Consider the following 23,637-nt stretch of genomic DNA (forward strand, 5'->3'; position numbering starts at 1 on the left):
AGCATTGTCCGGCAGCACAGGGCACATCGACCGAGCAGAACATGACCGAATCACTCGTTGCATCAACCGCTAATCAGGCACTGATCCTGATCGCCGAAGACGAACCGGAAATCGCCGATATCCTCACGGCCTATCTCAAACGCGCCGGCTTTCAAACCGCGCATGCGCAGGATGGCCGTCGCGCACTCGAACTGCACCAAACGCTCAAGCCCGACCTGGTGCTGCTCGATGTACTGATGCCGAAACTGGATGGCTGGATGGTACTGGCGGAGGTTCGTCACCGCGGCAACACGCCGGTCATCATGCTGACCGCACAGGACCAGGACGTGGACAAACTCATGGGGCTGCGTATTGGCGCCGACGATTACATCGTCAAGCCGTTCAACCCGGCCGAGGTCGTCGCCAGAACCCAGGCGGTGCTGCGCCGCTGCGTCGACAATGGCTATTTGACGGGGCGCAGCGTGCTGCGCGTGGACGCCTTCGAAATCGACATCGACAACCATGACGTGAGCGTCAGCATCGACGGGCAGAAACACCCATTGAACCTGACCGTGACCGAATTCAAGTTACTCGCGCAATTGGCAAAGGCGCCCCGGCGCGTGTTCAGCCGCGCCGAGTTGCTGGCCCTCTGCTCGCCCGAGAGCGACAGCCTGGAGCGCACGGTCGACAGCCATATCAGCAAATTACGCAGGAAAATCGAGGACCTCGGACTGCAAGGCGTACCGGCCAGTATCCGCGGGGTCGGCTACCGGTTCGGGAGCCTGCCATGAAAGGCGCCAACAGCTTGAGTCGGCAGATTATCCTGTCGATGTCGGCCGTGGTCCTGTGTGTGATAACCCTGGCGATTGTCGGGACCTATGTCTTTTATGGGCTGCTGTGGTCGTTTGCTCCGCTGAGCGACGCGGAAATGGATGAGTGGCTGCCCAGCGGCATGGAGTGGGCCTGGATGAGCCTGATCACCTGCGTCAGCCTGGGTGTCGGCGTCGCAGCGGCGATCAAGTTGTCCCGGCGCATTCTGATGCCCTTGAACTCGGTGGCGGCCAGCCTGCGCAGGCTGGCCGATGGCGACCTGGATGCCCGCGCAGTGGCGCCGGATCAATCCTTGGGCGAAGCTGCCTTATTAGTGGATGACTTCAACAGCATGGCCAACCGATTGAAACGCATGGCCGAAGAACAGGCGTTCTGGAACGCAGCGATCGCCCATGAGTTGCGCACGCCGCTGACCATCTTGCGCGGCCGCCTGCAGGGGCTGGCCGAAGGTGTGTTCGAGCCGGATACCGCGCAGTTCTACAGCCTGCTGACGCAAGTGGAAGGGTTGACGCGCCTGGTTGAAGACCTGCGCGTGGTCGGCCTGGGAGACAGCGGCTACCTCAAGCTCGAACCCGACTACGCCGACCTGGCCACCGACCTCGAAGCCGAAGCACGGTTGTTCGAATCGAGCCTGCGCAGCGCCGGCTTCGTGCTGCACCTGGACCTGCTCAAGGGGCCGATACGCTGTGACCGCGCGCGGATTCGCCAGGCGTTGCTGGCGCTGCTGGACAACATCCGCCGGCATGCGACGCCGGGCAACGTCTGGGTGCAACTCGGCAGCCAACACTCGCGCAACTTCCTGAGAGTCACGGATGAGGGGCCGGGGGTGGACGACGCTTTCGCGACGTATATTTTCGATGCGTTCCAGCGCGGCGAAAGTTCTCGCTCCCGTGCCCAGGGAGGCAGTGGGCTGGGCCTGGCCGTGGTGCGCGCGATTGCCATCGCCCACGGCGGCACGGTGAGCTGTCGGACATCGATTAATGGCGGCACCGTGTTTGAACTCAGTTGGCCAACGACAACGCAGAGCCTGGATACCGACACGGAGTCTACTGAGGTGTAACTGCATATAACGCCAAACTCGCTTGAATATTCAAACCGACAAAGGTGATGGCATGCGCCTCTCTATTTTTATAGTTAATAGAGCCACGAAATATCGCCACTTTGCCTTACTGAACTCACAAGGATGTTGTATCGCGTTCAAGAGCTGCGAAAGGATGCCAACTCAGGGCGAATGGGTCGAAATCACAGCAATCAATCTTGCCTGGTTCAATCAAACCCTTCCAGGCCACGGGCGCCGGGACAATGAAGCAACACCTGGCAAATGACGTTCAATGTTTTACGCGGACAACTGTTATGCCGACTCTGCATTCCGCTCGCCCCCTTGTTGACTCGAAACAGCTGGAAGCGTCACTGACGCTCTACACACTCAAACTGCGAAAGTTGCAGCGCTTCTGGATTCCCCTGCAGAAGTACGCGCCGCATTGCGTATTGGCATTGTGGTTGATTGGTGTGAGCGCGTCGTTGATCACACAGTCTTATTGTCACTGGCTGATTACAGCGCCGGCCATTTGCATATTGATCGCCATGGAAATCGTTATCGAAGAAGTGCAGATCAATTTGTTATTGATGACCGAGGAGGCGCGCTATCTGCTCGGCGTCGCCCGCGGTATCTATCCTCCCATGATGCGCTCGACAGGTGGCCCATGCCGTCCGTAACCCCTAGGATTGTGCTCGAAGAAAGCAAAAAGCGCGGTCAGCAATCCGCCAGCCAGACCCTCAAGGCCATTGCCAGGGCCTACCCCGGCAAGCTGTTTGCGACCTTGTCGCTGGTGGCGCTGGAAAATGCACTGCTGCTCGCCTACCCGCTGTTCGCCGGGTTTGCCGTGGACTCGATCATCCGTGGCGATGCCGCCAGCGCGCTGCTCTATGCCGGCGTGGTGCTGGGGTTCTGGGTGGTGGGGGCGGCGCGGCGCGCGCTGGATACGCGCACCTTTACGCGCATCTACGCCGATCTTGCGGTGCCGGTGATCCTCAATCAGCGCCTGGAACGCCAGAGCACGTCCAAGGCGGCGGCGCGGGTGGTGCTGGCGCGGGACTTCGTCGACTTTTTCGAGAAGCACGTGCCGATCATCGCCACCGCGCTGGTCTCGATCATTGGCGCGGCCGGCATGTTGCTGGTGATCGAGCCTTGGGTTGGCGTGGCATGCCTGCTCGCGCTGCTGCTGTGCGTCACCGTGATGCCCGGCTTCGCCCGACGTAACCAGCGCTTGCATGAGCGCTTGAACAATCGCCTGGAAAAGGAAATCGGCATGGTGGAAGCCGTCGGCGCGCATACCCTGCACCGTCATTATCGCCTGCTGTCGCGACTGCGGATCCGCTTGTCGGACCGTGAGGCCATCGCCTTCCTGTCCATTGGCATTCTGGCGGCGCTACTGTTTGTGGTTGCTATCACGCAACTGGCATTGTCACCGGCCGTAAAAGCCGGGCATATCTATGCGGTGATGACTTACCTGTGGACCTTCGTCAGTTGCCTGGATGAAGCCCCCGCGATGATCGACCAACTGGCGCGGCTCAAGGACATCGGCAAGCGCGTGAACCCAGGGCTTGGCGAGGCGGCGGACTGATCGCGCATCAGCGCTCGGCCCTGCGCGTTTCCGAGGGCGACTCGCCAAACAATTCGCGGTAATGCGCCGCGAAGTGACTCAGGTGAAAAAAGCCCATGGCCACGGCGACCTCACCGACGTTTTTCTCACTGGCCGCGGTCGCGATCAACCGCCGCCGGACCGCGTTGAGGCGCAGATTGCGCAGGTACTCGACCGGGCGCAGACCGGTCACCGCCTGAAAACTGTTCTGCAGGGTCCTGCGGCTGACGCGCAATTGCTCGCACAGATCGAGGATGCTCAACGGGGTATCGCCACTGGCAACGATCAACTCCTGGCAACGCCGGACCAGGTAGGCACTGACGGCGAAATTGCCGCGCCGGCAACGCACCTCGTCGCTGGCATGGGTGAACAGGTCCAGGAAGGTGCCGAGCAGCTCATCTTCCAGGATCTTTTCCGAGACGGCGCTGATCGCGTCGGTATGTTCCAAAAGGTGACGAAACAACGGGTGAATACGCTGGTGTATACGCAGCAGTAACGCCTCATCCACACGCAGCTGAGACACGGTGGTCAGGCGTTTAAGCTGCTCGCCGGATAATTCGAAAGCCGCCAGTTTGGCAAAGCGTACCGCGTCGACGTTGATCGCGAAAAAATGCGTGCCTTCCGGGGCATGCAATACGAACTCCTCTGAATCGCGCAGCAGCACCACGCTCTGCGCGTCCACTTGCTGCCCTTGCACCACCGGTGCGCTGCCCAATGACATGGCGGCGCACAACCGGCCTTTGGGCGAGGAACCATGCTGCACCACTCGCTTGTCCAGCACCTCCTGGAAGATCTGGAAGCGATCGCAGGACAACTGGCGCAGTTCACTGGTGAGGCAGCCACGGCCCAGTTGGTCGTAGATCTGCTGCCAGCCCTGGATCGAGCCGGCGTGCTGTTGAGGATCATTGAAGGTTCGGACTTCAGCGAGCATATTCGTCGTTCCTCGGCGGCCTGTGTCTGTCATTGGCCTGAAGGGGGCTCAGTCATCCCTGACGGCAGCTGGCATTCACACGGGCACAGTGTCCGCCTGGAAAATCAAAGCCAGTTCCGTGCCAAGCATCTGCAGACGATAGGTTCCCGGCTGTATATCGATCGGTGCCAGCAACGCGCCCGACAGCACCACCTGCCCAGCCTCGATACGGTGACCGTCCGCCAGGAGCCGGCGCACCAACCAGCACAGATTGAACAGGGGGTTGTCTTCCCGAGCCTGCGTATCGCCGCTGCCCAGGTGAACCCCTTCGTGCTCCAGACGATAGGGCACGCAGGCATGCTGTTGCGGCTCGAACGGCGACCTCGGCCCCACACAGTAAAGCCCCGCTGCCGCGTTATCGGCGAGGAAGGCGCCAAGCCCGAAACGCCAGCCTTGCCATCGGCAGTCGGCGATTTCGAACGCGGGCGCCACCTCGGCGATGGCCGTCAGAATGTCCTGGTCGCGGTAGTCCCCCGGCGCCAGCGCGTGCCCGAAGACGAACGCCAGTTCGACCTCCAGCTTGGGCTGGATCAGCCGCGCCAATGGCACCGCACTCCCCGGCTCAACCTGCATCGCCTCCGTGAGGCCGCCGTACACCGGTTCGTCGAGAGCAAAGCGTGCTTGCGCGGCGCGGCCGGCGAAGGCGACCTTCCAGCCGCTCGGTTTCTCCCCGGCGGCCACGCGTCGCTCCAGGGTCTGGCGCAACAACGCGTAGCCTTGCTGCCGGTCCAGCGCCTGCGGTGCTAAAGGCGCTATGGCATGAGCGCTGAGCCTCGCTTGGCGCAGTTGGCCGAGTACATCGTCGGGCGTGCTCATGACAGTTGCTCCGCCAGCTTGCGCAATACACCGTCAAGCCGCTCTGGGGTGGTAATGGCCGCGACAAAGCGGTCCGGACGCACCACGACGATGCAGTCGCGCACCTTGGAGAACCACTCGGCCAGTCGGTTATCCACGTCCTCCACACTGATCGCGTCCATCGCCGTCAGCGGCTGGTTGCGCCCCACGCCGCTGCGCGAACGGTTGACCTGGATAAAGCGCGTGTTCCAACGCGCCCAATACGCGGCCATGTCCTCGCTCAGTGGCGCCCGGGGATTGGTGCGGTAACCCAGCACGGCATACGAGTTGCCCAGCATGTCGTCGAGGCGCCGACGTTGGCCCTGGGCATCTTCGATGTAAGGCTGCACGAACAGTTGCCCGACTAGGTCGTCTTCGCGCAGCTCGGCACGCTCGTGATAGACCAGGCCTTGGGTGATGGTGGCCTTGGGTTTGAACTTGAATTCCAAGAGGTGCGAGCGCAGGTTGTCGACACTGTTGACCGCCTGGAACAGCCAGTCGCGCACGCCGGCCATCAGCGGGTTGGTCAACCCCAGCACGGCGCCCATGTTGTCGGCCAGCGCCACCAGCTCGGTGGCGTGGCCGCGGCGTTCCTGGTCGTAGCTGGCGAGGATCGACGGCGCCGCGCGGCCCTGAATGATCGCCGCCAGTTTCCAGGCCACGTTGGCCACGTCGCGCAGGCCGGAATTGAGGCCCTGCCCGGCCCAGGGCGGCGAAATATGCGCCGCATCGCCGACCAGCGCGACCCGCCCCTGGACAAACCGCGCCGCAACGCGGGAGTGATGGGTGTAAGCGCGGATCCGGATGATGTTCAACTGATCCACGGCCGCGCCGATATGGCCGCGGATCAGTTCACGAATCGTCGCCTCGTCGCACATTTTCGCTTCGTCTTCGCCCTCCAGCAGCATGAACTCCCAGCGCCGCTGCTGATAAGGCAGGTAGATGCACACGAAGGGCCGTTGCGGATCGGCATGCAGGGCGGTGTACGGCGCATCCAGGGTGTCGTTGGCCGTATCGACCACCACCCATTTGCGCGGATGCGTGAGCCCGAGCAGTTCGACGCCCAACTGTTTGCGCACGGTGGAGCGCCCGCCGTCGGCGCCAATCACATAGTCCGCCTGCAATTGGTAGAGCTCGCCGTGGGCATCGCGCACCTGCAAGGTCACGCCCTGCTCGTCCTGCTCCAGTTCGAGCAGTTCATGGCCCTGGCGCAATTGGACGCTGGCGTGCTGCACGAGATGTTCGCGCAGGGTGCCTTCGAGCAATTGCTGCATGAAGATGTTCCGCATCGGCCAACCGTACTGCGCGACGCTCGGCTTGACCTCGGCGAAACACACGCCACGCGCGTTGTAATAGCGCAGCGGTACATCGCAGATCATGTCACGTGCGGCCAGCTCGGCAATGCCGATCCCCTGCAGCACGCGCAGCGCTTCGTCGTCCATGCCGACTGCGCGGGGATAAGGCAGGATGCCGTCGGCCAGTTCAAGGACGACGCAGTCGATACCGTACATCCCCATATAGTGTGCGGCCGTGATCCCGTTCGGGCCGCCGCCGACAATGACCACCTGGGTTTTGTCCTGCTTCATCGCTAGTCACCGCTTTCTTGTTGTGGTGTTGATCGAATGCCACGCAAGGCCTTGCGCCCGGGCTCAGTGCAGCCCGTCGAGACCTTGCACATCCGCCGCCTGCAAACCGCCGAGCCGTGCATGCAGGCGTCCGCGCGTGGCGAAGGCCCAGATCACAACGATCTCGTCGGGCGAAGGACCGTCACCGAACATCAGCGACATGCTGTCGTAATGGGAGCGCACATACAGCGCGTCCTTGTGAGCCAATGGCACGTCAATGGTCGAACCCGGACCGCCACGTTTGCCGGTGGACGGCACCCACGACTTGCCACCGCCCAGCGCGACACGGATCGGATCGGCGGCAGGGTTGGTCAGGAACGCGTTGCCGTGCTCGTACTCGCCCGCGCTGCCCACCAGGATCGCCTTGCCGTAGCTGACAATCTCGTGCTCGCCGGCCAGTGCGTTGATGCGCCGGCCGAACTCTTCGCCCAGCAACGGCGAGTCGTCCACCAATGCATCCAGCGTCTGGCTGAAGCGGCCGGCATAGGGGTTGGCAATCACTGCGGCGATGGCGTACTTGTACACAGGTTCGCCATCGGCCAACTGGCCGGTTTCGTTGGCCAGGGTTTCTTCAATGAAGCTGTACCATTTACGGATGTGATAGCTGGCGAAATTCGCGGTTTTCATCAGAGCTGCCTCTATTCAAAGTGGGTCGAGTTTAAAGTTCCGGCTCGGCGCGCCGGCGGCCTTGAAGCGGGCCTTGCCAAGTGCGTCGTCGTGCTCGGTCTCGAGAAAGAATTCCATGCGATTACAATCCGGATCGTGGAAATACACGCCATGGCCGATTTCGTGATCGGTGATTTTCACCACCTCGACGCCTTTGCTCAGCAACATGCCGTAGAGCTGGCGCAGGGTGGTCATGTCGCCGGCGATTTCCAATCCGTAGTGCTGCAACCCCAACCCGCCCTGATGGGCGCCGGGTTCGGCACGAATCAACGCAATGTCGTGGTGCTTGGTGCCAAACGCCATCATCACCCAGCTCTCGCCACGGGCACTTTCGTGCATACCCAGGATGTCGGCGTACCAACGTGCTGACACATCTGGATCACTCACCCATAGCGATAAGTGAGTACGAAGGACTTCGACTTTCATCGCGCACTACCTCAGTTTTTCTTGACGATGGATTGATGCCCCGCCTTGATCTGCGCCACGGCGGGGGTCCACAGCACGTCAGCGATCTCACTGAATTCGCGCCACTGCTTCTGCCAGCCGTCACCGCCGTTCTCGGAGGTGAACAAATGGCCGTACTTGGTGCCCGCGACGATTTGCCGAGGGTTCGCCGGGTTGAAGGCGATAGCCCACACACAGGAATTGGGCTGTTGCGGCAGCGGCAACACCTGCCAACTGAGCGCGGCATCATGGGAGACCAGGATCTTGCTGGTGGTGCCCGGCGTGCCGTCGGAGATGCTCAGGTACAGCGTATCCTGCGTGCCCAATGGCGCACTCATGGCGCGCGCGTAATACAGGCCAAACGCTTCGCGGGCGACGATGCCGGTCCAGGTCAGCCCTTCATCGAGGCTGCGGTAAACCGCATTGACGCAAACCACCACGATGACTTTCTCACCGTGATTGGGCAGGACCAGGATGTTGTGGATGTCCGAGTTGAAGTCCCACAGCAGCCGATCATCGACGCGCATCCAGCTTTCGCCGCCGTTACGCGAATGGAACAGCCCGCCCTCCTCGAGGCCGAACCACACCTGGTTGCGGTCGGTGGGGTCGTAGGCGAAGGCCAGCAACCGTGGACGACTGACGCCGTCACAGAACTCCGGGATTTCCACCGGCGCGCGATCCCAGCTCAAGCCGCCGTCCAGGGTGCGCCACAGCTCGGCGCGCGAAGGCGCACCGGTGCCGACGAATATCCGCAGAGCATCCTGCGGGTCGACCGCCACCTTCCATACGGTCTGCCCGTTGAACGGCGTGTCGACCTGCTGCCAATGGCCGCCGGTGTCGTGGCTGACGCACAAACCAATGTCGGTGCCGGCATAAATCACGTCCGGCGTGCCGGGGTGAAAGCTCAGCGAACGGGTGATCGCATCGAACTCCAGATCCTGCCCGAGACCGAGACGATGCCAACTGCGGCCATCGTCGGCGCTACGGATCACGGCCTGACCGACGGTGGCGACTAATAGGGTTCCGTTACTCATCGCAGTTACTCCTCAGATGAAGATGCCACGGGTCAGGCCGCCGTCGATGCCGATGGATTCACCGGTCACCGCGCCAGCCTTGGGGGACGCCAGGAAGCCGATCAGCCAACCCATTTCAATGGGCGCCAGCGTGCGGCGAATCGGCGTTGCGTCGATGTAGCCCTGCTCGACCTGCTCCGGGGTCTTGCCCTGCTTGATCCCTTCGCGCTCGTACAGCTCGCGGATGTGCGGGGTGTCGACCACGCCCGGATGGATCAGGTTGACCGTGATGCCAAACGCACCCAACTGGTCGGAGAGGGTTTTGGTCATGTGCGCGATCGCCAGGTTGCGCATCCCCGAGAGGACTTTGCTGCTGCGCCCGGTGAGGCCGCCGATGTTGATGATGCGGCCGAAACCGCCCGCCTTCATGTGCGGGGTCACGGCCTTGGCACAGCGGAAGTAGCCGATCACTTTGGTGTTGAGGTCCGACAGCAACTCGTCGTCGCCGGCATGCTCGATGTCATTGCGCACCACGCCCGACGGCGCCGCGGCACCGTTGACCAGGATGTCGATGCGGCCGAAGTGCTTGTGCGCGGCGGCGACCATTTCCGACACGGCCGACATATCGTTGGTGTCGCAGAACAGCGGCAGTACTTCGTTGCCGGTCTGCGCGCTGATCTCTTCGGCGGCCAGCTGGAGAAACGCCATGCGCCGCGCACAGATCACCACCTTGCAGCCTTCTTCGGACAGAAAGCGCGCAACTTCCTTGCCGATGCCCATGCCACCTCCGGTGACGATTGCCACGCGGCCTTTCAATTCCAGATCCATAGCAGTTCCTCTTGTGATTATTCTGTTCAGCCGAGATCGACAAACACACTTTTGGTCTCGGTGTAGGCGTCGATAACGTTCTTGCCCATTTCCCGGCCCCAGCCGGATTGCTTGTAGCCGCCGAACGGCGAAGCCGCATCGACCACGTTCCAACAGTTGATCCACACCGAACCGGCCTGGAGCTGCGCCGCCAGGCGGTGCGCCGAGCGCAAGTCGCGGGTCCACAGGCCGGCGGCCAGGCCATAGGGCGAGTCGTTGGCGCGCAACACCAGGTCATCGACGTCGGTCCAGCTCATGACGGTGAGCACCGGGCCGAAGATCTCTTCGCGGGCCACGCAGGCACGCTCGGCACGATCGAGGAACACGCTCGGCTGGATGAAGTGCCCGCGTTCCAGGTGCTCGGGGCGGCCGCCGCCGCAAATCAGTTCGGCGCCCTCCTCCTGGCCGCGCTGCAGGTAGCCCTTGACCGTATCCAGCTGCCGCGCGGACACCAGCGGGCCCATGCTGTTGGCCGGGTCCAGGCCGTTGCCGAGGACATGGGCAGCAGCGTGGCGCTGCAATTCTTCAAGCACCTGATCCAGCACGCTGGCGTGTACGTACAGACGCGATGCCGCCGTACACACCTGGCCCTGGTTGTAGAAAATCCCATCGGCGGCGCCCTTGGCGGCGCGCACGATGTCGGCGTCGGGCAAGATGATGTTCGGTGATTTGCCGCCCAGCTCCAGCGAGACCTTCTTCATGTTGCCGGTGGCCGCCTGGGCGATCAGCCGCCCGACCTGGGTCGAGCCGGTGAAGGCGATCTTGTCCACGTCAGGATGCTGCGCCAGCGGTGCGCCGGTCTCGGCGCCCAGGCCGGTGATCAGGTTGACCACACCCGGCGGGAAGCCCGCCGCCTCGATCAACTGCACCAGCCGGATCGCCACCAGCGGCGTCTGCTCGGCGGGCTTGAGCACCGCCACACAGCCGGTGGCCAGCGCCGGGCCGAGCTTCCACACGCACATGTTCAGCGGGAAGTTCCACGGCACGATCAAGGCGCAGACGCCCACCGGCTCGCGCAACGTGTAGTTGAGCATCGGTGCGCCGCTGGCCGGCGATACCGGCAGCGTGCTGCCTTCGATCTTGGTCGGCCAACCGGCGAAGTAACGAAGGATGCTGGCCGCGCTGGCCGCCTCGGCGCGTGCGTTGGCAATCGGCTTGCCGTTTTCCAGGGTGATCAGCTGCGCCAGCTCTTCGCGGTGCTGGTCGAGCAAGTCCGCCAGGCGAAACAGCAACACGCCGCGCTGGGCCGGTGACTGCTGCGCCCAAGCCCCCGTGAATGCGGCGCGGGCGGCGGCTACGGCCGCATCCACATCGCGCTCGTCGCTGCGCGCGACTTCCGTGAGTGTTTCTTCGGTGGCCGGGTTTTCCACCGCGAACCGGCGACCGCTGGCCGCGTCTTGCCAGGTACCGCCGATGAACAGACGGCCGGGTTGAGACAGGAACGCCTGGACGGCGGGTAACACGTCAAGCTGATTCATCATCGACTCCTTCACAGTGCCATTTCGATCAGGCAAGGGCCCGCATCGGCGGCGGCATTGGCCAGCGCCCGTTGCAGTTCGGCATTGGTGTGTACGGTACGGGCCGGCACGCCGTAGCCGGTGGCCAGGGCTTTCCAGTCGATCCGCGGACGGTCCAGCACGGTCAGGCTGAGGGCTTGCGGGTCGAGTTCGGTCATGCCGAAACGGCGCAGTTCGTTCTGCAGGATCGCGTAGCGGTGGTTGGCGGCGATCAGGATCACCACCGGCAATTGCTCGCGGGCGATGCTCCACAGGGTTTGAATGGTGTACTGCGCGCTGCCGTCCGATTGCAGGCAAAACACCCGGGTACCGGGCTCCGCCAGCGCGGCGCCGAACCCGACCGGAATGCCCTGGCCAATCGCGCCGCCGGTGTTGGTCAACACACGGTGCCGCGCCGCACTGGCGGAGGCGGTGAAAAACGGATAGCCGCAAGTGCCCCCTTCGACCGAGACAATGCAGTCGTCCGGCAGCGCTGCGGCCAACACTTGGCCGACCGACTGCGGCGTCAACGCGGCCTCGCCTGGCGGCAGCTCGATCCCCCGCGGGGTCGGCACATAAGCCGGTGCATTCAGCGCGTCGGCCAGCGCGGTCAACGCCCCGGCCACGTCGTCGCCGACTTCGGCCAGCGACAGCAAGCGCTCACGCTCGGCCAGCCGCGACGGAATGCCTTCGTAGCCGAAGTAACTGATGGGTTCCGGGACACCGGCGCACACCACCTTGTCGTACTGCTCGAGGATCTCGATGGCCACTTCCGGGAAGTACGGCAGGCGGTCCAGGTCCGGCAAGCCGCCGCCCCGGTAGCTGAGCCGGGGAAAGGTTTCGGCGAACAGCCGCACACCGGGCAATTGCGCCAGCCGCCCTGCCGCTTCCAGGCCAGCAACCGACAAGCCTTGATCACCGACGATGAAGACCAGCCGCTGACCATCACGCAAGGCCTGCGCGACCGCTTCGATACGGTCGCCGGCAAAGCGGCGGATCGGCGCCTGCATCCGCGTGAACACACCGTTGTGCGTCACCGCGGCGGCTTGCAGGTCCATCGGCAGGATCAGGCTGGCGATCTGGCCCTTGGCTTGCCAGGCGGCACGCACGGCTTCCTGCAGGTCCTCACCGATCGCCGAGGCGGTGCGCGACGTGCGAACCCAGCCGGACACGGTGCCAGCCAGGGCCTGGATATCGCTGGCCAGGGGCGGGTCGTAGTTGACGTGCCATGAGGCGTGGTCACCGATCACATTGACGATAGGCGTGTTGGCGCGCCGCGCGTTGTGCAGGTTGGCGATGCCATTGGCAAACCCCGGGCCCAGGTGAGTCAGCGTCATCGCGGGCTTGCCGGCGATGCGGCCGTAACCGTCCGCCGCTCCGGTACAGACGCCTTCGAACAACGACAACACCGGCTTGAGGGCGGGCGCGCTGGCCATGGCCGCCACCAGCGGGATCTCCGTGGTTCCCGGGTTGGCGAAGCAGTACTCGATACCGCTTGCCGCTGCCGCATTCACTATCAGTTGCGCACCATTCATTATCAGCCCTCTCGCTTGAGCATTTTCTTTGATGAGATTTATCACATACAAAATCACATCAAACAAGCTGTTTTTTACCATTTGTCTCTACTTATGAGATAAATGCCAATTAATCGGTTATGAAAAGTGCGGCGACGATTGCTTTTTCGCTTAACTGCGATAGTGTGGCGTGACGGCCCCCCATCGGGTCGGCCGTCTTTTCAGCGCGGGCGGGCGTGCCTATAGTGCTCACCCGCGTGCCATCCCCTTTTCTAGGAACGAAATGAGCAGTCTGAGCAAGTTGTTGAGTGTCCTGGACCTGTTCGGTCCGCAGACGTTGAAGATCGATCCGGACACCATCGCCGAGCGCATGGGCCTGTCGCGCGCCACCGTGTATCGCTACGTCAAGGACCTGTGTGACGCCGGCCTGCTGACCCGCGTGGATGCCGGCAGCTACGGCCTGGGGCCGCGCGTGATCGAACTGGACTGGATGATGCGCCAGTACGACCCCATCCTCCTCGCCGGGCGCGAGCTGATGCACGAACTGTCCGCCCAGACCGGCCTGGCCGTGTTCGCCAGCGTTTTTTATGACGGGCGAATCATCAACACCTACATCGCCGAACCCAGCGACACCTACCACTTCTCCTTTGGCCGCGGACACCCGCTGCCGTTTTTTCGCGGCGCGCAATCCAAGGTGCTGATCGCCTTTCAGAAAGGTCGACGCTTGCAACGCCTGTTCGAAGAACACATGGCCAACGACCCGGACAGCCCATACGACTGGGCCAGCTTCTCCAAGGCGGCGAAAAAGATCCGCAAGGACGGCTACTGCCTGACCCACGACGAACTCAACCTGGGCCTGACCGGCATCGCCGCGCCCATCATCCGGCCGGATATGGACGAGGTGGTCGGCAGTCTGTCCGCCGTCGGCAGCAGCCAGAGCTTCAAGCTGCTGCGTCAGGAAACCGTGATCGAAATGGTGATGGACACCACACGGCGAATTGCCGAAAACATGCGCAACCCACCGAGCGCCCCCGCGTCCTGAGGGTCAGGAACGCGACGGCAGTCAACCTCAGAACGGCACGGCGACCGTGAGTTGGCTGTACAGGTTGGTGCCATTGCCGACCGTCTGGTTGCCGCCGCTGGTGGAGTCCTGCTTCGGCTTGTAGAGACCGATCAGCGGCGTGACGATCAGGTGCGGGTTGACGGCCCACTCGACGTAGACGTCCAGCTCCCGCGCATCGAGGTTCAGCGCATTGCTTTTGCGCAGCGTATCGAAGTCGAAGTACAGCGCGCCGACCGTCAGGTTCTCCAATGGCGTTGCCTTGAGACCGACGTGATGGATACCGGTGTTGCTGTTGAACGGGCCGGCATAGTTGGAGGCCACCTCGCCCTGGAACCAGGTGCCGTAACCCGTGCTGAGCCCGGTAAACAGCGAATCCCACTTCTGCGAATAACGGGTATAGCGATAGGTGACTTTCGGCGCCCAGGCGATGTCGGCAAAGGTGTAGCCGGCTTCGCCGTACCAGGCTTTTTCAGGCCCGGCGTCTTTGTCCTGCCAGGCATACTCGAATGCCAGGCTGACGTTCGGCAGCCCGGCATCGCCTTCGCCGCGCACGCTGTAGACATTCATGCCTTTGCGCTGGCGCTGAAAATCACTGGCCCAGCGCTCGTTCACATCGATGCCATGCACCCAGGTCAACCCCAGGGTGCCAGGCTTGGCGGTGTAATCCAGGGTGCCGGCGGCCAGTTCGGTTTCAGCCTGGGCGCGGTTGTCGGACTTGAGCCACAACACGCTGCCATGCACGCCATCCTGCCCGCCCAGGCGCAGGACCGCGGTTTGATCGAAGGCATGCCGCGCCGCCAGGTAAAAGGCCCCGCCACGGTTCAGCGCACCATCCGCCGGGCCCTTGCCCAGGTTCGGCCCATCGTCGTTGATCAGGAAACCACGACCGAGCTTGACCACCTGGCGCCCACCGGAAATATCCACACCGTCCTTGCCCAGTGCCGGAAACAGGTCGCCGGAACGCCAGCCGAGGTAAGCGTCTTCAATTTTCGTGGTGCGTTCGGTGCCGAGGGTATTGCCGGCCGGATCACCGTCGCCCCAGGTCGCGGAACTGACCAGCGAGAACGCGCCATAGGCCGTGCCTTTGCCCGCCAGGGCCTGGTCGCCGCTCAAGCCATATTTGATGAAGCCTTCGCGCCAGGTCGAACCGCCCGGGGTGCCGTTATAGTTTTTGCGACTGTTGAACTGACCGAATACGGCGGTCATATCGGCGTTGAGATGTCGGCTCTCGTCGCTGTAAATCTCATAGGCCTGGGCCTGGCCGACGGCGCAAAGCGCCAATGTGGCAGCCAGGGTGCCGCGGCGAAAGGGAGGGGATGGATACCGCATGGTTGAAACTCCTTGAGGTGCGCCTTCAAAGGCTGTCTTAGGTATTCGCATAACACTGGCGCAGCCGCGCTGCGCCAGGCTCGCAAGGGCTAGCCGCAAGCGGCGAGCGCGGTGTCCAGCGCCGCGACGATCAATTCGGCCTCCGCGCCCGTGAGGGTCAGCGGTGGCGACAGAACGATTTTGTTGCCGATCGGCCGCACCAGCACCCCGGCGCGGCGTGCCGCGTCAGCGATCCGCAAAGGCTGCCCGGCCGCCGGGTTCAGCGGTTCGCGGGTGGTTTTGTCCGCCACCAGGTCGAGGGCAATCATCAGGCCCTTGCCGCGCACTTCACCGACCACGGCGTAACGCTCGGTCAGTGCTTGCAGCTGTTCGAGCAATTGCCCGCCGACCTTGGCGGCGTTGCCCGGCAGGTCCTCGGCTTCGACGATATCCAGCACCGCCAGGGCGGCCGCGCAGGCAGTCGGATGCCCGCTGTAGGTGTAGCCGTGCATGATCACGTTGCTGAAGCCTTCGCCGTGCTCAATCGCGTCGACGATGCGCTGATTGAACATCGTTGCGCCCAGCGGGATATAACCGGCGGTGATGCCTTTGGCCAGGCACAGCATGTCCGGCGCGACACCCCAGCCGCGGCTGCCGAGCATGCAGCCCGAGCGACCGAAACCGGTGACCACTTCGTCGGCGATCAACAGAATGCCGTGGCGGTCGCACACCTCACGCAGGCGCTTCCAGTAGTCGTCCGGCGGCACGATCACGCCACCGGCGCCTTGCACCGGTTCCGCGATCAACGCGGCGATGGTCTGCGCGCCCAGCAAGGCGATCTGATCTTCAAGCTGGCGAATGCAGTGTGCGGTCAGCGCTTGCGGGTCCCGGCAGTCCCAAGGGTTGCGATACAACCATGGGGTGTCGAGCAAATGGCATCCGGCCAACAACGGCCCGTGGTTGTAGTGATAAACCCCATTGCCGCCCACTGACGTGCCGCCCATGTGTACGCCGTGATAACCGTTGCGCAGGGACAAAAAGCGCGTGCGCCCCGGCTCGCCGCTGGCGATCCAGTACTGGCGGGCCATTTTCAGCGCAGTCTCCACCGCATCGGAGCCACCGGAACTGAACAGCACGCGCGTCATCTGCTCCTGGGCGAACATCGACGTCAGCCGCTCGGCCAGGTCGAACACCCGCGGATGGGCAATGCCGTCGAAGGTCTGGTAATACGCCAGTTCATCCAGCTGCGCGGCAATCGCGGCCTTGACCGACGCACGGTTGTGCCCGATGTTGACGTTCCACAGGCCGCCCACGCCGTCGAGCATGCGCTGGCCGTCGATATCGGTGATGTAATTGCCGTCGCCACGGGCAATGATCAAGGTCTTCGCGCGATGCGCCGGGGCGCTGGAACTCATTGGGTGCCAGAATTTCTTCTGTGCGGTTTTATATTTTTCGTACATGGTTCAGGCCCTTATTCAGCGTCACGCTTGTGGACAAACAGCAACTGTTGCCCGGTGAATTCGAGCAGGCCCTCAAGGCCGAACTCGACACCGAACCCGGACATCTTGCTGCCGCCGAACGGCGTGTTCGGCTGGATGCGGGCATGGCAGTTGACCCATGCCACGCCGCTTTCCAGACGGCTGGCCAACGCCGTCGCCTGTTCGACGTCCGGCCCCCAGACCGAGCCGCCCAAGCCCATGTCGCCCGCATTCGCGCGACGCAGCACGTCTTCCACATCCTGATAGGCGATCAACGGCAACACCGGGCCAAACTGCTCCTCGTCGACCAGCCGCTGGCCGTCGGTGACATCGGCGACCAGCGTCGGCGGGTAAAAGAACCCCGGATGGTCCAGGCGCGCACCGCCGCACAAAATACGGGCGCCGTGCTGCCGCGCATCGTCGACCAGGGCCTCGACCAGTTGCAGTTGCTCGAGGTTCTGCACCGGGCCAAACGTGACCCCAGGCTCCAGGCCATCACCGACCACCTGCCGTTCGGCGATGCGGGTCAGCGCCTCGGCAAACGCTTGGTATTGGGATTCATGAATGTACAAACGCTTGAGGGCGGCGCACGTCTGCCCCATGTTGAGGAAGGCCGCCTGGAAAATCTCTTCGGCGACTTCATCGACCGGCGTGCCAGGCAGCACGATCGCGGCATCGTTACCGCCCAGCTCGAGGGTCAGTCGCTTGAGGTTGTTGGCGGCGCCGCGCATCACGCTTTGCCCGGTGGCGGTCGAGCCGGTGAAGACAATCTTCTGAATCCCCGTGTGGGCGGTGATCGCACTGCCGAAACCTTGCTCACCGGTCACGCAATTGATCACACCGCGGGGCACATGCCGAGCGATGATTTCCACCAGGCGCAAGGTGCTCAACGGCGTCAGGCTCGAGGGTTTGCTGATCACGCAATTGCCGGCGCGCAATGCCGGCATGATGTGCCATATAGCGATCATGAACGGCCAGTTCCACGGCGTGATCGAAGCCACCACGCCCAGCGGCTTGCGGTGCAACTCGACACGCTGGGTGGGGGTTTCTTCCACCAGTTCCACCGCGATCTCTTGCCCGGCGGCATAGCGGGTCCAGGCGGCACCGCCCATGACTTCGGAGAATGCCAGCTCCAGCGGTTTACCTTGCTCGAGAACGATCAGCCGGGCCAGTGCCTCGGCGTCCCGCTCAATGTCTTCGGCGATCGCCAGCAGGCGCTCGCAACGCAGCGCGTGAGTGCTGTGCCGCCACGTCTTGAAGGCCGCCTGGGCAGCCGCCACCGCCTGGTCCAGTTGCGCCAGGGAACCGGCCGGGCACTGTGCGAATGCGGTGCCGGTGGCTGGGTTGATCACGTCAAACTGCCCGTTTTCACCGGCAACCTGAACCCCGTTGATCAGCATCGTGTAATGGTGCATGTGCAATTTTCCTTTAACGCAGGCACGCCTTGTCGGACACCGACAAGCGCACAGTTCGCAGTAGAGTTGTACCGGGTTGATGCCTTAGAGCTTGTGGCTACCCAATGCCAGGAACCGCTGTGGCGATACCTTGCGCAGCCGCGCGGCGAGAAAGATGCCGCCGAGCAGGGCCAGGGGGATGACGGCGCACAGGCTGTACGACAACAGCTTGCTGGCGCCCGTGAGCACATCGAAGTGCGCCACTGCCAGGATCAGCACCATCAGCAATGCCAGGCAGGACAACCCCGGCAGAATACGCCCGCGCAAAGCGCCGACCTTGAGCTCGGGATGCCGGTGAAAATACACACACACCGCGACCGAGGTCATCGCCATCAGCAAAATCACGCACAGGGTGGCGAGGTTGGAGAACCAGGCGAACAGTTGCAGGATCGGGTCCGCATCCATGGCGGCGAAGATCAGCACCACCACCGCAGCGATCAGGCTCTGCAATGCCGAACCCATATGCGGGCTCTGATGCACGCGGTGGGTGGTGCCCAGCAGACTGTGCAGCAAACCGTCACGCCCGATCGCGTAGAAGTAGCGCGCGGCGGCGTTATGGAACGCCAGCAGCCCGGCGTAGATACTGACCATGAACAGCACGCGGATAATCTGGGTCAGGTGAGGACCGACAAAGTGATCGGACATGCCGTAGATAAAGGTCGTGGGGTCCTGCAATGCTTGCAGCATCGGCACGATCTTGTCGGTGCCCACACCGACCACCATCGCCCAGACCGACAGCGCATAGAAACCACCGATCAGCAGCACCGAGCTGTAGGTGGCAATCGGAATGGTGCGTTGCGGGTTCTTCGCTTCTTCGCCGTAGATCGTGGTGGCCTCGAAGCCGATGAACGCGGCGAAGCAGAACAGCAGGCCGATCGACGGGGTGCCGCTGAACACGTGCTGGCTGCTGAACGAGTCGAGATTGATACCGCTGTCGCCACCGGTCCTGAGAATCGCGAAGTCGAGGGTAAGGATTGCCAGGTACTCGGCGATCACCACGACTGACAAGACCCGCGCGGACAGATCAATCTTGCGATAACCGAGGACCGCAATACTGGCCATCGCCATCAGCGAATAAGACCACCAGGGCATCACCAGGCCAAACACGCTCTCCATGGTGCCGCTGACCACGCCACCGAACATGCCATACAGGGCGATCTGGAGAATGTTATAGGCAAACATCGCCAACACCGCCGCCGCGCCGCCGGCCAAACCGCCCAAGCCGCGCGAGGTGAAGGCATAGAAACCACCGGCGTTGGTCAGGTGGCGGGACATGGTGGTGTAACCCACCGAGAACGCCAATAGCACCAGCAACGCCAGGATCAGCAATGCCGGGGTGCCGGCGCCGTTACCCAGCATGATACCAATCGGAAAACCGCCGGCGATGACACTGAGAGGGCTCGCCGCCGAAATCACGAAGAAGATGATGAAGCCGACGCCCAAGGCGCCTCGCTTCAACTCCGTGGAGCTGTTGACCTGAATAGATACACTCATGTTATTGACCTTATTGTATGAGGCAGTCGCTGTGGGGTGGCTCCGATCAAGGCTCTATCGGCACCGGGTAGCGCTTTTATTTTTTGGCTTGCACGCTGTATTCGATCCTATGCCCCCCTACAAACCCCTCGCTATCCCAAATCGGTAGCATCGCCTGCACCGCCCCAAAACAGTTCAGCGTCCAGCAGCGTTCCCCGCCGATTTGGGATAACCCCCCGGATGTTCATCCCTGCACTCTAGGGTCGCCGTGCTATGCCCGGATGTCGGCTAGCAACAATAAGAAACGACGGCGCCCACCAGGCTATTACAGCCCATAGAGCGCTCACGCGCAGGAACCCCCAGCCATGCCTTTTGCTCACCTGACTATTCAATGGCGCATCACACTCCTGAGCGGGCTGTGCCTGCTGGCCGTTGTCGCCGCATTGACCGGCGCCTCGCTGTACCAGAATCAACAAAGTGCAAAACTGCTCAAGGCACGCAGCACTCAGTTGCTGGCGCAAGCGGCCACGGAGCACTTGCAGGCCCAGGCGGTTGCCCACGGTCAGCAGGTCGCGCGGTTTTTCAATGAGACGGCGCTGTATGGCGAAGGCTTCGCGCAACAGGTCCTGCAACTGCGCGAACAAACCCTCAATGGCCGCCTCTCGGCGACACAACTGCGCGAGACACTGGTGAACATTACTCGCCAGACACTGCTCAAGCGCGACAAAGTGCTCGGCCTGTACGTGGTGTTGCTGCCCGATGCGCTGGCAGGTGCCGACGCGCAGTTCACCGCGCAACGTGCGTTGGCAGGCAACGAAACAGGCCGGTTCGCGCTGTATTGGTCGCAGAGCCAACCGGGGCAATTGGTCCAGGAAGTACTCACTGAGCCGCAAATCACCGCCAACCATGCGCCGGCGGGCAGTGAGCCGGAAAACGCCTGGTACGTCTGCCCGCAGGCCCAGGGCCGCACCTGTGTGGTGGCGCCCTATGAAAGCGAGGTGGAGGGCCGCAAAGTCCTGATGAGCAGCATTTCGATTCCACTGATCGCCAACGGCACGACGATCGGCGTGGTCGGCATGGACATCGGCCTCGACACCCTGCAGAAACTCGCGGCCAACCTGCGCCAGGATCTGTACCAGGGCGCCAGCGCAGTCAGCATAGTTGCGAACTCGGGACAGGTGGCCGGGCGCAGTGGCGAGGTCTCGGGCGCCAGCATCGACATCAGCCAGGCCGTCCAGACCGTGGCGGGCAGCCCACCGTGGACGTTGCAGCTGAAGGTCCCGCAAGCCGTGGCGCAGGCCCCCGTTCGGCAGATGCAGAGCGAATTGGATGCCCAACGCCGTCAGGCCAATTGGCTCAACCTGGGCCTCGGTTTGCTCGCCAGTTGCCTGGGCATGCTGCTGATCTGGCTGGCGGCCTATGGCGTGACGCGCCCGCTGCTGAAGGTGGCCAGCCTGCTTGATGCGATTGTCGACGGCGACGGTGATCTCACCCAACGCCTGCCGGTGGCTCGCCACGATGAGCTGGGCGCACTGAGCAACGGTTTCAACCGTTTCCTGGACAAATTGCAGCCGATCATCCGCGACATCCAATCCGCCTCGCGGGACACGCGCACCAGTGCCGACACGTCCTCGGGCATTGCCCGGGAGGTCAGCGCAGGCATGCAGCGCCAGTACCGTGAAGTGGAACTGGCGGCGACCGCGCTGCATGAAATGAGCGCCAGTGCCCAGGAAGTGGCGCGCCACTCGCACTCTGCCGCCGACGCCGCGAGCGCCGCAGAAAGCGCGAGCCGCTCCGGTCAGGCCGTCTTCGCCAGCGCCGTACACAACATCGAACACCTCGACCAGCGCCTGGACGCCACACTCAAGCAGGTACACGCCCTCGCCGACAGCAGCAGCCAGATCAGCCAGGTGCTGGACGTGATCTGCACCCTCGCTCAACAGACCAACCTACTGGCCTTGAATGCAGCCATCGAAGCGGCCAGAGCGGGCGAACAAGGGCGCGGTTTTGCGGTGGTAGCCGATGAAGTCAGGCACCTGGCCAGCAACACCCAGAGCTCGGTCGAACAGGTGCGCAACGTGATCGAGAGGTTGCAACAGCTGAGCCAGGAGGTGGTACACAGCACTCAACTGAGTCGCGAACAAGCCGGCAGCAGCGTGATCCAGGTGCAACAGACGCGTGCGGCGCTGCAGAACATCTCCCAGGCCGTGGACGTGATCGAGCAGATGAACCAACAGATCGCCAGCGCCGCCCTGGAACAAAGCACCGTCGTGGACGATATCAGCCAGCGTGTCAGCGACATCCGAGGCATCAGCGAAACACTCACCACGCGCATGAACGAGGCCTCCAGGGCCAGTGACTCACTGCATGAAATGGCCAACCATCAACAGAACCTGGTGGGCCATTTCCGTGTGTGAGGGGCAATGCAGCGCAACTGAGCTACAGTGGCCGGCCTTCGACACTTTACACATAGAGCCTTGCCCATGACCGCTTCGCGACGCTGGTTGATCCTGGCCATTATTTCCAGTGCATTGCTGCTCATCGTGATTGACATGACCGTGCTGTACACCGCGTTGCCGACACTGACGCGCGAGCTTGGTGCGACAGCGTCGCAGAAACTGTGGATCATCAATATCTATGCGCTGATCGCCGCCGGGCTGTTGCTGGGCATGGGCACGCTCGGCGACCGCCTGGGGCATAAACGGCTATTTATCGGGGGCTTGAGTGTATTTGGGCTGTGCTCGCTGATCGCAGCCTTCTCGCCTTCGGCCAGCGTATTGATCGGCGCGCGGGGGTTCCTGGCGGTCGGCGCAGCGATGATGATGCCCGCCACATTGGCCCTGGTCCGGTTGACGTTCACCGACGAGCGCGAACAGGCCATGGCGTTCGGGATCTGGGCCTCGGTGGCCTCGGGGGGCGCGGCGTTCGGGCCGGTGGTGGGTGGCCTGTTGCTGGAGCATTTCTGGTGGGGCTCGGTGTTTCTGATCAACGTGCCGATTGTGCTGCTGGCGTTGCTCGTCGGCGTGCTGTTGATCCCCGACCACCCGGGAAACCCCGAACGACGTTGGGATTGGCTGGGTTCGCTGCAGGTGATGATCGGGTTGATCAGCATGGCGTATGCCGTCAAGGAGCTCGGCAAACGGGTGCCCTCCTTCGAAGCCATGCTGGTGGCGGTGGTCCTGGGCACGCTGTTTCTCACGCTGTTCATTCGGCGCCAACGACGTGCCGCGCAGCCGATGCTCGATCTGTCGTTGTTCACCACATCCGGGTTCCGAAATGCGGTGATTGCGGCCGTGGTGTCAGCCGCCGCATTTATCGGCATGGAGCTGGTGTTCAGCCAACGCCTGCAGCTGGTGCTGGGCATGTCGCCGCTGGAAGCGGCACTGTTCATTCTGCCGCTGCCGCTGGGTTCCTTTGTCGCCGGCCCGCTTGCCGGCTACTACCTGTCGCGCCTGGGCAACCAGCGCATGCTGTTCTGGACATTGCTGCTTTCATCCGCCGCAATGCTGGCCTATGTGTTTCTGTACCAAGCCGCGGTGCCCCTGCAAATCGTCAGCCTGGCGCTGCTGGGCCTGACCATGGGGGCGGCACTGACTGCGGCGTCGAGCACTATCATGCTCAGCGTGCCCGCCGACAAGGCCGGCATGGCCGCCTCCCTTGAGGAAGTCTCGTTCGAACTGGGCGGTGCGGTGGGCGTGACACTGGCAGGCAGCCTCTTGTCAGCGATCTACGCGTACTCGACAGGCTTGATGATCCCGTCATGGCTGAGCCGAAACCCCATGACATTCGAGAGCCTCGACGACGCGCTGAAAGTCGCCGAGACCTTGTCACCCGAGGGCGCCGCCATGCTGACGGCGTTCGCCCGTGCGGCGTTTGATGCAGGCTTCGTGGTCGTGCTGGTGACGATGGCGGTACTGCTGTTGATGGCCGCGCTGCTGGTCAAGCTGAGCCGGCAGGCGCAGTGAAACCGCGCCCTTGGG

Annotated in this window: 20 protein-coding genes and 1 pseudogene; 8 read left to right on the forward strand and 13 right to left on the reverse strand. The window is 63.0% G+C overall.

Going from position 1 to position 23,637, the window contains the following annotated elements:
• Positions 1-41: 41 nt before the first annotated feature.
• The 4 genes from INT12_RS08685 (at position 42) to INT12_RS08700 (ending at position 3,434) form a co-directional block, all read left to right on the forward strand.
• Positions 42-770, forward strand: a complete 729-nt coding sequence (locus tag INT12_RS08685) for a response regulator (RefSeq protein ID WP_017846977.1) — start codon at positions 42-44, stop codon at positions 768-770.
• Positions 767-1,870: an ATP-binding protein gene (locus tag INT12_RS08690; protein WP_017846976.1), complete on the forward strand. Its 1,104-nt coding sequence runs from the start codon at positions 767-769 to the stop codon at positions 1,868-1,870. Before INT12_RS08685 ends, INT12_RS08690 begins: the two co-directional genes overlap by 4 nt.
• A gap of 293 nt (positions 1,871-2,163) precedes the next feature.
• A complete protein-coding gene (locus INT12_RS08695; RefSeq protein WP_104903561.1) occupies positions 2,164-2,526 on the forward strand; it encodes a hypothetical protein in 363 nt (120 codons plus the stop codon).
• The gene (locus INT12_RS08700; RefSeq protein WP_193058820.1) at positions 2,514-3,434 is read left to right on the forward strand and encodes an ABC transporter six-transmembrane domain-containing protein; all 921 of its coding nucleotides are present in this window, start codon (positions 2,514-2,516) and stop codon (positions 3,432-3,434) included. The genes INT12_RS08695 and INT12_RS08700 overlap by 13 nt, the downstream gene beginning before the upstream one ends.
• A 7-nt stretch (positions 3,435-3,441) precedes the next feature.
• On the opposite strand, the gene INT12_RS08705 is transcribed toward INT12_RS08700, so the two are convergent.
• From INT12_RS08705 to INT12_RS08745, 9 genes are all read right to left on the reverse strand, one after another.
• Positions 3,442-4,383 (reverse strand): helix-turn-helix domain-containing protein, encoded by a 942-nt coding sequence (locus tag INT12_RS08705; RefSeq protein ID WP_017846973.1) that lies wholly within the window; start codon positions 4,381-4,383, stop codon positions 3,442-3,444.
• 75 nt (positions 4,384-4,458) lie between these two features.
• Entirely contained in the window at positions 4,459-5,238 is a 780-nt protein-coding gene (locus INT12_RS08710) for a 2-keto-4-pentenoate hydratase (RefSeq protein WP_046483238.1), read from the reverse strand.
• A complete protein-coding gene (locus INT12_RS08715; RefSeq protein ID WP_017846971.1) occupies positions 5,235-6,842 on the reverse strand; it encodes a bifunctional 3-(3-hydroxy-phenyl)propionate/3-hydroxycinnamic acid hydroxylase in 1,608 nt (535 codons plus the stop codon). The genes INT12_RS08710 and INT12_RS08715 overlap by 4 nt, the downstream gene beginning before the upstream one ends.
• 63 nt (positions 6,843-6,905) lie before the next feature.
• Positions 6,906-7,508, reverse strand: coding sequence for an amino acid synthesis family protein (locus INT12_RS08720; protein WP_126585847.1), 603 nt, complete (start codon positions 7,506-7,508; stop codon positions 6,906-6,908).
• A gap of 15 nt (positions 7,509-7,523) precedes the next feature.
• Positions 7,524-7,973, reverse strand: coding sequence for a VOC family protein (locus INT12_RS08725; protein ID WP_026140020.1), 450 nt, complete (start codon positions 7,971-7,973; stop codon positions 7,524-7,526).
• Positions 7,974-7,984: 11 nt separating this feature from the next.
• Entirely contained in the window at positions 7,985-9,025 is a 1,041-nt protein-coding gene (locus INT12_RS08730; protein WP_046384088.1) for a WD40/YVTN/BNR-like repeat-containing protein, read from the reverse strand.
• A 12-nt stretch (positions 9,026-9,037) separates the two neighbouring features.
• Positions 9,038-9,832, reverse strand: coding sequence for an SDR family NAD(P)-dependent oxidoreductase (locus INT12_RS08735; RefSeq protein WP_017846967.1), 795 nt, complete (start codon positions 9,830-9,832; stop codon positions 9,038-9,040).
• A gap of 26 nt (positions 9,833-9,858) precedes the next feature.
• Positions 9,859-11,349 carry an aldehyde dehydrogenase family protein gene (locus INT12_RS08740; protein WP_057004879.1) on the reverse strand — a complete coding sequence of 497 codons (1,491 nt, stop codon included), beginning with the start codon at positions 11,347-11,349 and terminating at the stop codon, positions 9,859-9,861.
• An 11-nt stretch (positions 11,350-11,360) separates the two neighbouring features.
• Complete coding sequence (locus INT12_RS08745; RefSeq protein ID WP_017846965.1) at positions 11,361-12,902, reverse strand: acetolactate synthase large subunit; 1,542 nt, start codon at positions 12,900-12,902, stop codon at positions 11,361-11,363.
• 262 nt (positions 12,903-13,164) lie between these two features.
• Between INT12_RS08745 and INT12_RS08750 the strand changes: the two genes are divergently transcribed.
• Positions 13,165-13,923, forward strand: a complete 759-nt coding sequence (locus INT12_RS08750; protein WP_046384091.1) for an IclR family transcriptional regulator — start codon at positions 13,165-13,167, stop codon at positions 13,921-13,923.
• A 27-nt stretch (positions 13,924-13,950) separates the two neighbouring features.
• Here INT12_RS08750 and INT12_RS08755 read toward each other — a convergent pair whose 3' ends face one another.
• The 4 genes from INT12_RS08755 to INT12_RS08770 form a co-directional block, all read right to left on the reverse strand.
• Positions 13,951-15,273, reverse strand: coding sequence for a hypothetical protein (locus INT12_RS08755; RefSeq protein WP_169883933.1), 1,323 nt, complete (start codon positions 15,271-15,273; stop codon positions 13,951-13,953).
• An 89-nt stretch (positions 15,274-15,362) separates the two neighbouring features.
• Complete coding sequence (locus tag INT12_RS08760) at positions 15,363-16,712, reverse strand: aminotransferase class III-fold pyridoxal phosphate-dependent enzyme (RefSeq protein ID WP_046483251.1); 1,350 nt, start codon at positions 16,710-16,712, stop codon at positions 15,363-15,365.
• A gap of 11 nt (positions 16,713-16,723) precedes the next feature.
• The gene (locus INT12_RS08765; protein WP_126585844.1) at positions 16,724-18,145 is read right to left on the reverse strand and encodes an aldehyde dehydrogenase family protein; all 1,422 of its coding nucleotides are present in this window, start codon (positions 18,143-18,145) and stop codon (positions 16,724-16,726) included.
• Between the two features lie 84 nt (positions 18,146-18,229).
• Entirely contained in the window at positions 18,230-19,678 is a 1,449-nt protein-coding gene (locus INT12_RS08770; RefSeq protein ID WP_017846960.1) for an APC family permease, read from the reverse strand.
• A gap of 344 nt (positions 19,679-20,022) precedes the next feature.
• Between INT12_RS08770 and INT12_RS31920 the strand changes: the two are divergent.
• The 3 genes and pseudogenes from INT12_RS31920 to INT12_RS08780 form a co-directional block, all read left to right on the forward strand.
• A pseudogene (locus INT12_RS31920) lies at positions 20,023-21,216 on the forward strand (HAMP domain-containing protein); the annotation flags it as partial.
• Between the two features lie 102 nt (positions 21,217-21,318).
• A complete protein-coding gene (locus INT12_RS31925) occupies positions 21,319-22,074 on the forward strand; it encodes a methyl-accepting chemotaxis protein (RefSeq protein WP_370737511.1) in 756 nt (251 codons plus the stop codon).
• Between the two features lie 66 nt (positions 22,075-22,140).
• Positions 22,141-23,622 (forward strand): MFS transporter, encoded by a 1,482-nt coding sequence (locus INT12_RS08780; RefSeq protein WP_193039655.1) that lies wholly within the window; start codon positions 22,141-22,143, stop codon positions 23,620-23,622.
• The last annotated feature ends 15 nt before the right edge of the window (positions 23,623-23,637 follow it).

The organism is Pseudomonas sp. K8 (genome assembly GCF_014889455.1).
Classification (GTDB): domain Bacteria; phylum Pseudomonadota; class Gammaproteobacteria; order Pseudomonadales; family Pseudomonadaceae; genus Aquipseudomonas; species Aquipseudomonas veronii.